Source organism: Piscirickettsia litoralis (assembly GCF_001720395.1).
Taxonomy (GTDB): Bacteria; Pseudomonadota; Gammaproteobacteria; order Piscirickettsiales; family Piscirickettsiaceae; genus Piscirickettsia; species Piscirickettsia litoralis.
Map to the genome: position 1 here is coordinate 2,608,398 of NZ_MDTU01000001.1, position 11,886 is coordinate 2,620,283.

Below are 11,886 nucleotides of genomic sequence, written 5' to 3' on the forward strand. Positions count from 1 at the left end.
ATAGAGCCTTTTTTATTGTTCAAAGAAGAGAGTTCGGCCGAGTGAGTATTATGAGCGTTTTAGGTAGGCTTGCCAGCCTGCTTGGCGATAGGCTTGAGCGGCTTTTAATGGGTCATCATCTTTATAAATACCACGACCGACGATGATAATGTCATTGCCTAGCTCGTTAATGACATGATCAGGAGTGAGGTAACGCTGGCCTAAAGTATCTTGGCCTTCTTTTAATTGAACGCCTGGAGTCATATGAATCATACCTGGCTTATTACTGAGTTTCTCACGAGAAATAAAGCCCATAACAAAGTCACTATTTTCTTTAGCAAGGTTGATTGTTGTTTGAGTGTAATCAGCTTTAAGCAAATTACCCGCTGAACTCATTTGCGCAAGTAATAATAAGCCTACTTTTTCAAGGTCAATGGAATTTTTTTAAGCCATCGATAATGCCTGGGCCGGGGAGGGTGTGGGCATTGATAATATCTGCCCAAGAGGAGATATTATAAATTCCAGCGGTAAATTGCTTATGAACTGTATTGCCAATATCAGCAAATTTTCGGTCCTCAAAAATTAAAAACTGGTGTTGATCAGCAAGCTCTTTGAGCTTTTTAGTGAGTTCAGGTGTGAAATCTTCGATAATGTCAATATGTGTTTTAAGTAAGCAAATTTCAGGGCCGATTTCATCGGCCAGTTTAATAAGCTCAGCGGCAGAGGTTACATCGGCGGATAATGATAAGTTTGTTTGCTTCTCAGCCATTAATGTAAGTAATTTTTTGGATATTTTATTATCTGCCTGTCTGGCGCGCTCTAAGTAATTCATACATTTTTACCCTCTGAGGTTAAGTCGGATAAAGTGAGTAGACTATGTAATTGGTAGCCTTGTTCACGCAGTTTTTCGGCACCACCTTGTTCACGATTAACAATGGTAAAGACGTGCTCTATGTTTAAACCATGTTCTTTCAAGCATTCTGCAGTCGTTAAAATACTGCCACCAGAGGTAACAACGTCTTCAATAATCACACAGCTTTGATTAGCTGAGAAAACGCCTTCGATTTGTTTTTTCGTGCCATAAGCTTTGGTTTCTTTACGGTACATGATCATAGGGATGTTGGTATCGAGTGACAATGCGCTGGCAAGGGGTAATGCGGCATAAGGTACACCGCAGATCAACTCCGGATTGATTTCTTTTACCATTTCGGCAAATGCTGCACTGATAAGCTTTAATGTTTCGGGAAAGGAAATAATGCGACGCAAATCTGCATAAACATTGGATTTTTCGCCACTTTTAAGCGTAAACTCACCGTATTGGACGGCTTCAATTTTTTTAAGCTCAGTGATTAATTGTTGTTTATTCATGTTAAATTTCTCCTTATAATATATAATTAATAAAGTTAAAGTGTTGGGATGTTTTCAGTTAGAGCGAGTGCCAGCAAAGCTTGGCGTGTATAGAGGCCGTTTTCAGCCTGATTAAAGTAACTAGCATAAGGCGTTTGATCAACAGCAATATCAATTTCATTACCGCGGGGCAGAGGATGTAAAATTTGCAGTCGCTCTTTTACTTTATTATTTAGCTTATCGGCTGTCAAACATAAATCAGTAGGGTAGTTGTCTATATTTTGGTTATTATTAAAACGCTCTTTTTGCAAGCGTGTCATATAGATAACATCTAAATTCTCTAAATACTCTGATAAGAAATTAGATTTTTTGTAATTAATCTTATTTTTTTCAAGAAGTTTAATTAAATAATCTGGAATTTGTAAGCTATCATCACTAATAAAATATAAGCAGGCAGGTGTGTGGTAGGTCAAGGCCTCAACTAGAGAGTGTACAGTGCGGCCATATTTTAAGTCACCGCTAAAGCCAATATGCAAGCCATCAAGCGTATTATGCTTTTCAACGATAGTGACTAAATCAAGCAATGCTTGAGTTGGGTGTTGATTGCTGCCATCACCCGCATTTAAAATAGGTGCTGAGTGGCTGACTGTTGTTGCGCGCTTTGCTGCACCTGCTTCAGGGTGGCGCAAGATAATAGCATCGGCATATAAAGAAATAATTTGCATGCTATCTTCAAGCGTTTCACCTTTAGCTGTTGAAGTATTGCCTGCTTCTGAAAAGCCAATGACTTTAGCACCGAGCTTTAAGGCAGCAGCTTCAAATGAGAGGCGAGTACGTGTAGAAGGTTCATAAAAACAAGAGGCAATTATTCGATTATTGAGCAACTGACTCAGTTTTTTATGGCTGTTATGTTTTTTAAATTCTAGTGCGGTTTTGATAATAAGGTCGATGTTCTCACGATTTAGATCTTGTATGCTGATAAGATGCTGTTGATAGAGAGAGTGTGTCATTGTATGTGCAGGCTCCTAATAAAGACAGCGAAGAGAGTCGATAAAAAAAGAGAGGCTTTTAACCTCTCACTCTATCTTAATTTTGCACAAACTCTTGCCAAGATTTTGCATAAACCTCTTTGTCATGCAACTCTGCTAAACATTGCAAAATTAACTGTGCTGCTTGTAGGTTGGTGACTAGTGGAATGTTATGGTCAATGGCTAAGCGGCGTAGGCGAAAGCCGTCAGTGACTTGGCTGGAGGTACTACTGCGTGTACCTTGAGGTAGGTTAATAATCAAGCTAACTTTGCGGTCTTTGATGACTGTTGTTGCATTAGGCTCTCCCCCTTCGCTGGCTTTATTCACGCATTGTGAGGGGATGCCATTTTGGGCAAGAAATTCATGAGTGCCTGCCGTGGTATACAGCTCCCAGCCCAGCTTGTGTAATTCGGTGATTTCTTCAAGTAAACGCGGCTTACGGCTGCCGCCGATGCTTAAGAAGATTTTTTTCTCTGGCACTGACATTTCTGTTGCTTGCCAAGACTGGAAAAATGCATCGTTTAAGTCTTCACCAAGACAGGCAACCTCTCCAGTAGATGCCATTTCAACGTGGGGGACTGGGTTAGCCCCTTTTAGGCGACTGTATGAAAACTGCGGACTTTTTACGCCGACGTAATCTAAATCGAGGGTATTAAATGGTCCTGTTTCTCGAATCCCCATGATTGCTTTCGTCGCAATTTCAATGAAGTTATGATTTGTCACTTTAGAGACAAAAGGGAAGGAGCGAGAAGCACGCAAGTTACACTCAATCACGCGAATCTCATTGTTTTTTGCAATAAACTGGATATTAAAGGGTCCGGTAATATTCAGTGCTTTGACAATTTTACGTGTAACTTTTTTTCGTACGACGAATGGTTTCGAGATAAAGCTTTTGTGGAGGCAATACTATCGTTGCATCACCGGAGTGGACTCCGGCGTTTTCGATATGCTCTGAGATGGCTTCAATAATAATCTCACCATTCATTGCAACACCATCCATTTCTAGCTCTTTACCTTCTTGAATAAACTGGGAAAGAACAACAGGGTGATCCGGAGACACTGTCGATGCTTCTTTTAAGTATTTTTCCATTTCATCTTCAGAGAAGACGACATTCATGGCGGCCCCTGAAAGAACGAAAGAAGGGCGAATCAAAACGGGGTAGCCAACGTCTTCAGCAAAGGCTTTTGCGCCTTCAAGGCTGGTTGCCGCATGCCAAGCAGGTTGGTCAATGTTTAACTCATTGAGTAATGATGAGAATAATTCACGGTTTTCTGCTTGGTTAATATATTGAGCCGGCGTGCCTAATAGTTTATAACCGGCTTTATCCAATGGATTGACAAGGTTATTAGCTACTTGTCCACCCATAGCAACGACAAGCCCATGATGATTCTCAAAGTCGGCGATGTCTTGCACGCGTTCAAAAGTGAGCTGTTCAAAATAAAGGCGATCAGATTCATCATAATCGGTAGAGACGGTTTCTGGATTTGAGTTGATAATAATCGGGCGTTCATCAAGTTGCTTTAACGTTCTTGCCGTAGTCACACCGCACCAGTCGAATTCAACCGAGGAGCCGATGCTGTAAGGACCAGACCCAAGAATAATCGTTGCAGGGGTTTGAGATGGACGAATATCATGTTGATCACCGTGGTAAGTCAGATAAAGATAATTCGTCTTTGCATTGAATTCGCCTGCGAGTGTATCAATTTGTTTGACCACTGGGGTGATATTTAAGCTAATACGTTGTTGCCTGATAGTATTCTCGTCTGAGTCACTTAGGCAAGCAATGGCTTTGTCTGAAAAGCCTTTGCGTTTGGCGTCAACCAATCGTTCAGGGGTCAGCTGCTGGTTTTTAATTGCAAGCTCTGTTTGAGCCATAGCGTGCAAATGATGCAAGAACCAAGGATCAATATTAGAAAGCTTGTTAGCTTGTTCAACGGTGTTGCCTTGTAATAAGTAGCGATATAAGGCAAAAATACGGCGATCTGTCGCGTATTCAATTTCGTTTTCTATATTGTCGATTGGGTGTGGATAGTCACTTAAGCAAGATGCGCCGATATTAAGCATACCGATGGCTTTTTGTAGCGCTTCTGGGAAAGAGCGGCCGATGGCCATGACTTCACCAACACTTTTCATTTCTGTGCCAATGCGTCGCTCAGCTTTTTTCAGCTTGTGTGTATCCCAACGTGGAATTTTAACGACGATATAATCCAGCGCGGGTTCAAAAAAGGCACAAGTTTTCTTAGTGATGCTATTTTTTAGCTCATAAAGCTTATAGCCAAGTGCCAGTTTAGTAGCGATAAAAGCAAGTGGATAACCCGTCGCTTTTGAAGCGAGTGCACTCGAACGAGATAAACGTGGATTAATCTCAATCACACGATATTCACCGGTTTCTAGATTAAAGGCATATTGAATATTACACTCACCGATGATATTAAAATGATGTGCAACTTTAATGGCGATTTCACGTAAAAAATGATATTCAGTATTATTGAGTGATTGTGATGGAGAAACAACGATGCTCTCACCAGTATGGATACCCATGGGATCGAAGTTTTCCATGTTGCAAATGGTCAATGCGTTTTTAGCAGAATCACGGACAATTTCGTATTCAAACTCACTCCAACCGATTAAATTTTCTTCAATAAGTATTTGGTGGGCAACGCTAAAGACTTCGCTAACACGTTTTTCTAACTCTTCTTTGCTGTGAACAACGCCTGAACCTAAGCCCCCTAAAGAAAAACCGGCACGCATCATGATTGGATAGCCAATGGAGTCAGCGGCTTTTAGAGCATCTTCAGCGTTGGTAACTGCAATACTTTTTGCAGTTTTAACGCCAATTTCGTCGAGTTTATTTTTAAATAAGTCACGGTCTTCGGCATTGCGAATGGTTTCGACTGAAGAGCCAAGCACTTTGACATTATGTTTGGTTAGTATGCCAGTCTCTTCCAGGCGTAATCCTAAATTAAGTGCGGTTTGTCCGCCAAAGCCGAGTAAAATTGCATCGGGTTGTTCTTTTTCAATGATTTTTGTGACAGTTGCTTCATTTAAAGGCTGCAAGTAAACGCGGTCAGCCATATGCTCATCAGTTTGTACTGTGGCGATATTTGGATTGACCAGGATAACTTCAATATTTTCTTCTTTGAGAGCTTTAATTGCTTGGGAGCCTGAGTAGTCAAACTCACCTGCTTGGCTGATGCGCAGACCACCTGAACCTAACAAAAGTACTTTTTTAATTGATTGCATGCTTAGTTACCTTCACAGATGAGCTGATAGAATTTATTAAAAAGCCAGTGAGTGTCGACTGGGCCTGGAGCGGCTTCGGGGTGAAATTGGACAGAGAAGAAAGGTTTAGTTTTGTGCTCGATGCCTTGGACAGTGTTATCGTTTAGATTTCTAAAAGACACGCGCCAGTCTTTAGGGAGAGAATCTTCATTAATCGCATAGCCGTGGTTTTTGGGAGGTTAAAAAAACAACGTTCTGTGCCTTCTTGTAAGCAGGGTTGGTTTTGTGAGCGATGACCAAAGCGCAGCTTATAGGTCGTTGCGTTAATTGCCAGCCCCATCAATTGCGAGCCTAAGCAAATACCAAAAATTGGTTTCTCTTGCTCCATTGCTTTTTTTAAAATATTTGTAGTTTCATAGCAACGTGCGGGGTTTCCTGGGCCGTTAGAGATAAATACACCATCGAACTGCTCGCTGGTATAGTCATAGTTATAAGGAACACGCTTAACTCGAATAGGGAGGTTTCTAAGCTCGCGAGTGATGTTTTCTTTCATGCCGCAATCGACAGCGATGATAAGCTTGTCCCCTGAGCCAAAAGTTTCTGGCTCTTTTATCGAGACTTCGGCGACAAGATTACGGGCATTATTATCTGGAAAGGCTTTGGGAAGTTCGTCGGCGGTGGTGATGGCCCCGGCAACCACCCCTTTTTCACGCAAGCATTTCGTTAGGGCGCGAGTGTCGACGTTAGCAATCACAGGAATATTCTCACTCTTGCACCAATCCAGTAGGGATTGCTCGGCATTAGTTCGTGCATAATGTGGGGAAAGCTCTGAGACGACGATGCCTTTGGCGTGGATTTTTGTTGACTCCCAGCTTTCACAGTTGTTTACGCCATAGTTACCCATGAGTGGGTAAGTAAAGGTGATGATTTGACCGTTATAAGAGGGGTCGGTCATGGTTTCTGGGTAGCCGACCATCCCAGTATTGAAAACAACCTCACCAAAGGATGTTTCTTGTTGCCAGCTAGGCGAGATGCCGTGAAAAATTTCACCCGTTTCAAGGACAAGTTTAGCAGGGACCATGATATGCGCCTTCTATAGTGCGTGTTGTTGTGCGCATGGAGAGCATAAACGTATATTTTTTCATGCAAGGGTTGACAAACTTTTAGACTCTAGTTAGTATTCATTCTTTACTGTTTGATATGCTTACTAAGAGTAGGTCTACGTCTGTCTTAACGATCTCCACGCAAATTGGAGTTAATTTACCTGTAAATGGGTGTAAAGTCAAACATGTTTACTGATTTATTGTGCCTGCAAAAACGAGCAAAACGCGTTGCTTGTTTCTTTGTTTTAATATTAATTTCAAAAAATAGTATTTCAGGCCAGGTGGTTAGTCTGTCTCTCCCCACGCAGCCTTCAGAACAGTCCACGAATACCAGCAAAAATTTTCTAAATTCTCATGCTTCGGAAGCTGGAGTACAGAGTGTTGACTCTTCAATGATTGATCAAGTTCCTGTTATTAACCTTGGTCGGGCGATGAGTGCAAGTTGCAGTGTAAAGAATTATAATGCTTGGGGGAAGTGTAAAGTCTGGTTAAAGCCTCACCAATATATGCGAATAAGAAGTTATAATTTCGGCGTGCCCTATAGTGTTGCTAATATTGAATTACAGCTCGCAAGCCGTGGAACTGATGCAATGGTCTTTACCAATGTTGTCAATAGTGCTGAGCAAGGGGTAGATCAAGTCGTGACATTATCGGCGATGGGTGCGAATGGAGGGGCTGGTCGTGTTTTTACTAGCGTGGCTCCAGCAGACATCCGTCAACCAGTGACGGTTTACTTGCAAAATGATGGGCCAAGCTCAGTATTTATCCGGGTCCTGTGACCTTTATAGAGGGTAGAATAAATTAAATGATAAAACCTGGCTCTAGCAAGCTTTATTCCATTGTAAATTTAAATGGTGAAGTTTTATTTTTGAATGATGCGTATACTACATTTTCAAATATTGATAGAAATAAAGTCATTGGTAAAAAGGCACTTGATTTTATTACTATTACACCTAAGATATTTGCTATTGCACAGGCCCTTAAGGATCGTCGTGATATTTTAAATGGGAAAAAATCATTAATTCGCCGTGAAGGCATTATTGCATCTGAAAAGTGTTTTGCCATAGTCACGAATGATAAATTGCCTTTAATGGATGCAGGGGAAGTTGTTGGAGTGATTAATGAGACGGATGCTAGCATAGAGCAACTCGTGAAAAATCGCTGTTTTTTAAATTTAAAGCCTGCATATTATAAAGGTGAATTATTTGGCTCGTCGGATATGAAAATTTTGTGTATGTTAGCTCAGTTTGATTGGGCAAAGCCAAGTGACATTTCTGAAGCTTTGCAGCTAAAAATGAATACTGTTTATATGTATCGCCATAATTTATTGAATAAAATCAGTAATGTCTGTCCGAGTGGAAAATATAATATGGTCGATATTGCTAAAGATATATTTTTTAAAGGTCAGACTATCTCGGCGCAGCAAGTTGTTTGTATTTCTGGCATAAAATATCTGTCAAGACGTTAAAAGCTGTTAAACTTGAAGCTGATTTTTATTTTAACTTACTCCCCCCCCTCTTTTTTTAAATTGATTTGGAAGTTGTAATTTTATGAATGAAATTGACAAACTCAGAGATGTCGTTGATTCGATCATCTCAATTCAACATGATGATCACGCTTTGGTGGATGCGCAAGAAGCTATTGGTGAGTGGACAATCTCAGACTGGATTAATGAGATTTCGGTGACTGAGCGTGAAAAGGGCCTAGCTTTTGTTGAAGAGGCGCGAGAGAAAGGAGTTGAGCATGAGAAAAGTTTATTGATTGCTGTTGATGCTATCTGGGCTGGAGCGCACGATGCTATTCAAGCATTAGCCATTGATTATGCAACTGAATACGAGGTTGAGCCGTATGAGGTGCATGAGTTGATTAAAAAGTTAATGAGGGCAAAGATTGCTTGATATTTTTAGCTAGTTGATTTGTTTTTCAAATAATCCTAATTGGCGAATATAAATCATGCCTAATTGAGTACCTATTAGCATTGTTTTGCCGTTGGGTGATACATAAGTTGCGGTGATTGTTTTTAGGTTCAAGTTGTGGTGTGGTTTATGGACGTGTGACCAGCGTCCTTGTTGGTAGAGATAAGCGCCGAATAAAGAGCCTAGTAAAATCGTTTTGCCATCATCAGACATAGCAATAGAATTAACGAGGGTATTCGCAAGTAGCCCAGATTGATCAGGGTTATTTAAATGCTTCCATTGTTTATTTTGGTAAAGAAACACACCGTTATTGTGGGTTGCGATGACCATAGTGCTGCCATCTTTTGAGATGTTGCTCGCGTAGATCCAACTCTGCTTTGTCAGTGGCTGTTTTGTGGGTATGGTCAGGTGTTGCCAGTGATTGTTTTGCCACAGGTAAGCGCCATGATTCATGGTGCCTATCAGTATTTTATCGCCATTTTTTGAGCTTGAAAGTGTATAAATCCATGAATTTTTAGGTAAAGAAGGGGATTGTGTTGAGGCGCTGAGGTGCTGCCAGTGGCCTTGATCGTAGAGGTAGGCACTGTGTGAGCGAGTGCCTACGAGTATTTTTTTCGCATCGCTAATAATTTGTGCTGAAAATATGCGAACATCATTAGGTAGTTCTTTGATTAGTTTGCTAAATATTGACTTTTGAGTCATTGCAATAAAATTAATGTGGGATGAATTATTAAATTGGGGGAGATTGTGCTTTAGTTGGTTGCAGCTATCCCCTTGGCATAGAAAACTGCCAACAGACTGAGTATTAACATATAACGCATCTCCTGAGTCGATTAAGGAGAGTGAGTCGATTTGGGTGCCGACAGGTAAGCTAGGTTGGACAAGGCGAACCCAGCCATCGTTAATTAAGCCGTCATCTTGTTGAAAGGTAAACTTATTTGCATAGGCACAGACTATCGCTGCAAAATATACTGAAATTGCAGTAAAGAAAACTGTTTTACTAAAAATACTTTTAATATAAAAATATTTTAACATATTCTCTCTTAAAACAAAGACATTGCCAGTCGGGGGAACCCAGGCCGTCTGTGGTATAAGGTTTTATTAAGCGTCGGGCTATTATAGTGCTAAAAACACTTTTTTTCTACATAAAAAGTAGGTTGTTTTTTGATATTTTCTTTCCTGTATGCATAAATAGGCTTTGTCATTAGTGTGTGATTATACTAATTGCTTTTATTTTATATAAAAATCAATGAGTAACAATTTTTTAATGTACGTTGTTACATGTTGCTAGAGTGCTTTGGTATTAAAAGTGAGTATTGACATTTTTTTAAAAAATTTATATATTGATACATGTAAATATAACAATTTAATTTGTTGAGAGGTGGTTTTGAAAAGACTCGGGTTTTTGGACCGTTATTTAACGGCTTGGATTTTTATCGCGATTACGATAGGTTTGCTTGTTGACTATTTTATACCTCATGCAGGCCAGGTTATTAGTCATTTCGAATATGGCACGACAAATGTGCTCATTGCAATTGGTTTGATTGTGATGATGTATCCACCACTGGCAAAAGTAGACTACCGAAAAGTTCCTGAAGTTTTTAAAAATAAGAGGGTGTTGAGACTCTCTTTGCTGCAAAACTGGCTAATTGGTCCGATATTGATGTTTATTCTTGCTTTGATTTTTTTCATAACCAACCTGGCTTGATGATAGGGCTGATTTTGATCGGTATTGCGCGTTGTGTGGCGATGGTCATCGTTTGGAATGATTTGGCTGGAGGTAGCCGAGAGTATTGTGCCGGCTTGGTGGCATTAAACTCAGTTTTTACCGTTATTTTTTACTCGGCGTATGCCTATCTATTTATTACCTTGTTACCTAGGTTGTTTGGCTTGAAAAGTACTGTTGTTCATCTATCAATGTTGGAGATAACAAAGAGTGTATTTATCTATCTAGGTATTCCTTTTATTTTAGGCTTTTTAAGTCGTGTGATTTTAATTCGATTAAAATCCATAGAATGGTACGAAAATAAATTTATTCCGGTGATATCGCCTTTGACGTTGTTTGCTCTATTATTTACCATTATTATTATGTTTGCTTTGAAAGGTGATCATGTCATTGCTTTACCGATACAGGTGATTCACGTCGCTGTGCCATTATTGGTTTATTTCGCTCTCATGTTTTTTATCTCTTTTTATCTGTCCTTTAAGGTGAAAGCGCCTTATGAGCAAGCAGCTTCGTTGAGTTTTACCGCAGCTTCTAATAACTTTGAGTTGGCAATTGCTGTTGCTATCGCTGTGTTTGGAATTCATTCTGATCAAGCATTTGTCGGGGTGATTGGGCCACTGGTTGAGGTGCCAGTGTTAATTGGCCTGGTTAATGTTTCTCTTTGGTTGAAAAGTAAGTTTTTTATGAGGCCTGATCAGACGGAAGTAAATTATATTAAGCCTAGTCATTAATGAGTGACTTAAATAACCAGGACTAATGATTATGACAAACAAGAAATTATCCAAAGTATTAAAGGCGCTAACAGATGAAAATCGCCGGTTGATTTTATGGTTTTTGCAAAAACGTGAGCTTTGTGTCTGTGAGTTTGAGCAATTGTTGCCAATTAGTCAGTCGACAATATCCATACATTTACGAATGTTGTCTGATTTGGAGCTTGTAGATTTTTATAAAGAAGGCCGTTGGGTGATTTATCAACAGAAAAAAAACCAAGATGTTGAAGTGAATAATATACTTGCTTCTGTATCTTCTGCGATGGATTCAGAAGCACAATATAAAGATCAACTTGTTAAACTAAAAATGGTCTGTAAAGATAATTTATGTTGAAAGTGATAGGTGGTGAATAATCTTATGAATATTTTGTTTTTATGTGTTGCAAACTCGGCACGTAGTCAAATGGCAGAGGGGATTGCAAAGAATATTTTTAAAGGTTGCAGCGATATTAATGTGCAAAGTGCAGGATCAAAGCCGGCGTCAGTTCACCCACTAGCGATAAAAGTTTTGCAAGAAATGAATATTGATATTTCCAAGCAATATTCTAAAAGTGTTGCTGATATTGATCTTAGCAAAGTTGATTATATTATCACTCTTTGTGCGGATGAGATTTGTCCTTATGTGGCAAGTCCTGTTGTTAAAGAGCACTGGCCTTTTGAAGACCCTGCTCAGCCTGATATGAATTCGAGTAAAGAAAGTCAGTTAGGGCGGTTTAGAAAAATTAGAGATTTATTAAAAAGAAAATATTTTTTTATTTTCTGAAAAGTTTCAATCTGGAAATTAGATATTAAT

The 11,886-nt window shown here is 39.7% G+C and carries 12 protein-coding genes and 2 pseudogenes; 6 read left to right on the forward strand and 8 right to left on the reverse strand.

Features of this window, described 5'->3' with window-relative positions; translation table 11 throughout:
- Positions 1-48 precede the first annotated feature (48 nt).
- From BGC07_RS23415 to carA, 7 genes and pseudogenes are all read right to left on the reverse strand, one after another.
- Positions 49-375 (reverse strand): orotidine 5'-phosphate decarboxylase / HUMPS family protein, encoded by a 327-nt coding sequence (locus BGC07_RS23415; protein WP_268801667.1) that lies wholly within the window; start codon positions 373-375, stop codon positions 49-51.
- 34 nt (positions 376-409) lie between these two features.
- Positions 410-811, reverse strand: coding sequence for an orotidine-5'-phosphate decarboxylase (gene pyrF / locus BGC07_RS23420; protein WP_268801668.1), 402 nt, complete (start codon positions 809-811; stop codon positions 410-412).
- Positions 808-1,347, reverse strand: a complete 540-nt coding sequence (gene pyrE / locus BGC07_RS12975) for an orotate phosphoribosyltransferase (protein ID WP_069313452.1) — start codon at positions 1,345-1,347, stop codon at positions 808-810. The genes pyrF and pyrE overlap by 4 nt, the downstream gene beginning before the upstream one ends.
- Positions 1,348-1,382: 35 nt before the next feature.
- Positions 1,383-2,336: an aspartate carbamoyltransferase gene (gene pyrB / locus BGC07_RS12980; protein WP_069313453.1), complete on the reverse strand. Its 954-nt coding sequence runs from the start codon at positions 2,334-2,336 to the stop codon at positions 1,383-1,385.
- 76 nt (positions 2,337-2,412) lie between these two features.
- The gene (locus BGC07_RS23425) at positions 2,413-3,240 is read right to left on the reverse strand and encodes an ATP-binding protein (protein WP_317135155.1); all 828 of its coding nucleotides are present in this window, start codon (positions 3,238-3,240) and stop codon (positions 2,413-2,415) included.
- A complete protein-coding gene (carB, locus tag BGC07_RS12985; RefSeq protein WP_268801669.1) occupies positions 3,200-5,599 on the reverse strand; it encodes a carbamoyl-phosphate synthase (glutamine-hydrolyzing) large subunit in 2,400 nt (799 codons plus the stop codon). Before carB ends, BGC07_RS23425 begins: the two co-directional genes overlap by 41 nt.
- Before the next feature lie 2 nt (positions 5,600-5,601).
- Positions 5,602-6,659: pseudogene (gene carA, locus BGC07_RS12990) on the reverse strand (glutamine-hydrolyzing carbamoyl-phosphate synthase small subunit).
- Between the two features lie 207 nt (positions 6,660-6,866).
- Between carA and BGC07_RS12995 the strand changes: the two are divergent.
- The 3 genes from BGC07_RS12995 to BGC07_RS13005 all read left to right on the forward strand — a co-directional run bounded on the left by BGC07_RS12995 (position 6,867) and on the right by BGC07_RS13005 (position 8,579).
- On the forward strand, positions 6,867-7,460 hold the full coding sequence (locus tag BGC07_RS12995) for a hypothetical protein (protein WP_069313454.1): 594 nt from the start codon (positions 6,867-6,869) through the stop codon (positions 7,458-7,460).
- Positions 7,461-7,486: 26 nt separating this feature from the next.
- Complete coding sequence (locus tag BGC07_RS13000; RefSeq protein ID WP_069313455.1) at positions 7,487-8,149, forward strand: transcriptional regulator; 663 nt, start codon at positions 7,487-7,489, stop codon at positions 8,147-8,149.
- A gap of 82 nt (positions 8,150-8,231) precedes the next feature.
- A complete protein-coding gene (locus BGC07_RS13005; protein ID WP_069313456.1) occupies positions 8,232-8,579 on the forward strand; it encodes a hypothetical protein in 348 nt (115 codons plus the stop codon).
- A gap of 9 nt (positions 8,580-8,588) precedes the next feature.
- On the opposite strand, the gene BGC07_RS13010 is transcribed toward BGC07_RS13005, so the two are convergent.
- The gene (locus tag BGC07_RS13010; protein WP_069313457.1) at positions 8,589-9,632 is read right to left on the reverse strand and encodes a WD40 repeat domain-containing protein; all 1,044 of its coding nucleotides are present in this window, start codon (positions 9,630-9,632) and stop codon (positions 8,589-8,591) included.
- A 517-nt stretch (positions 9,633-10,149) separates the two neighbouring features.
- On the opposite strand from BGC07_RS13010, the pseudogene arsB reads away from it, so the two are divergent.
- The 3 genes and pseudogenes from arsB to BGC07_RS13025 all read left to right on the forward strand — a co-directional run bounded on the left by arsB (position 10,150) and on the right by BGC07_RS13025 (position 11,856).
- Positions 10,150-11,054, forward strand: a pseudogene (arsB, locus tag BGC07_RS13015) (ACR3 family arsenite efflux transporter).
- A 31-nt stretch (positions 11,055-11,085) separates the two neighbouring features.
- Positions 11,086-11,427 carry an ArsR/SmtB family transcription factor gene (locus BGC07_RS13020; protein WP_235603204.1) on the forward strand — a complete coding sequence of 114 codons (342 nt, stop codon included), beginning with the start codon at positions 11,086-11,088 and terminating at the stop codon, positions 11,425-11,427.
- Positions 11,428-11,451: 24 nt separating this feature from the next.
- Entirely contained in the window at positions 11,452-11,856 is a 405-nt protein-coding gene (locus tag BGC07_RS13025; protein WP_069313458.1) for an arsenate reductase ArsC, read from the forward strand.
- Positions 11,857-11,886 lie beyond the last annotated feature (30 nt).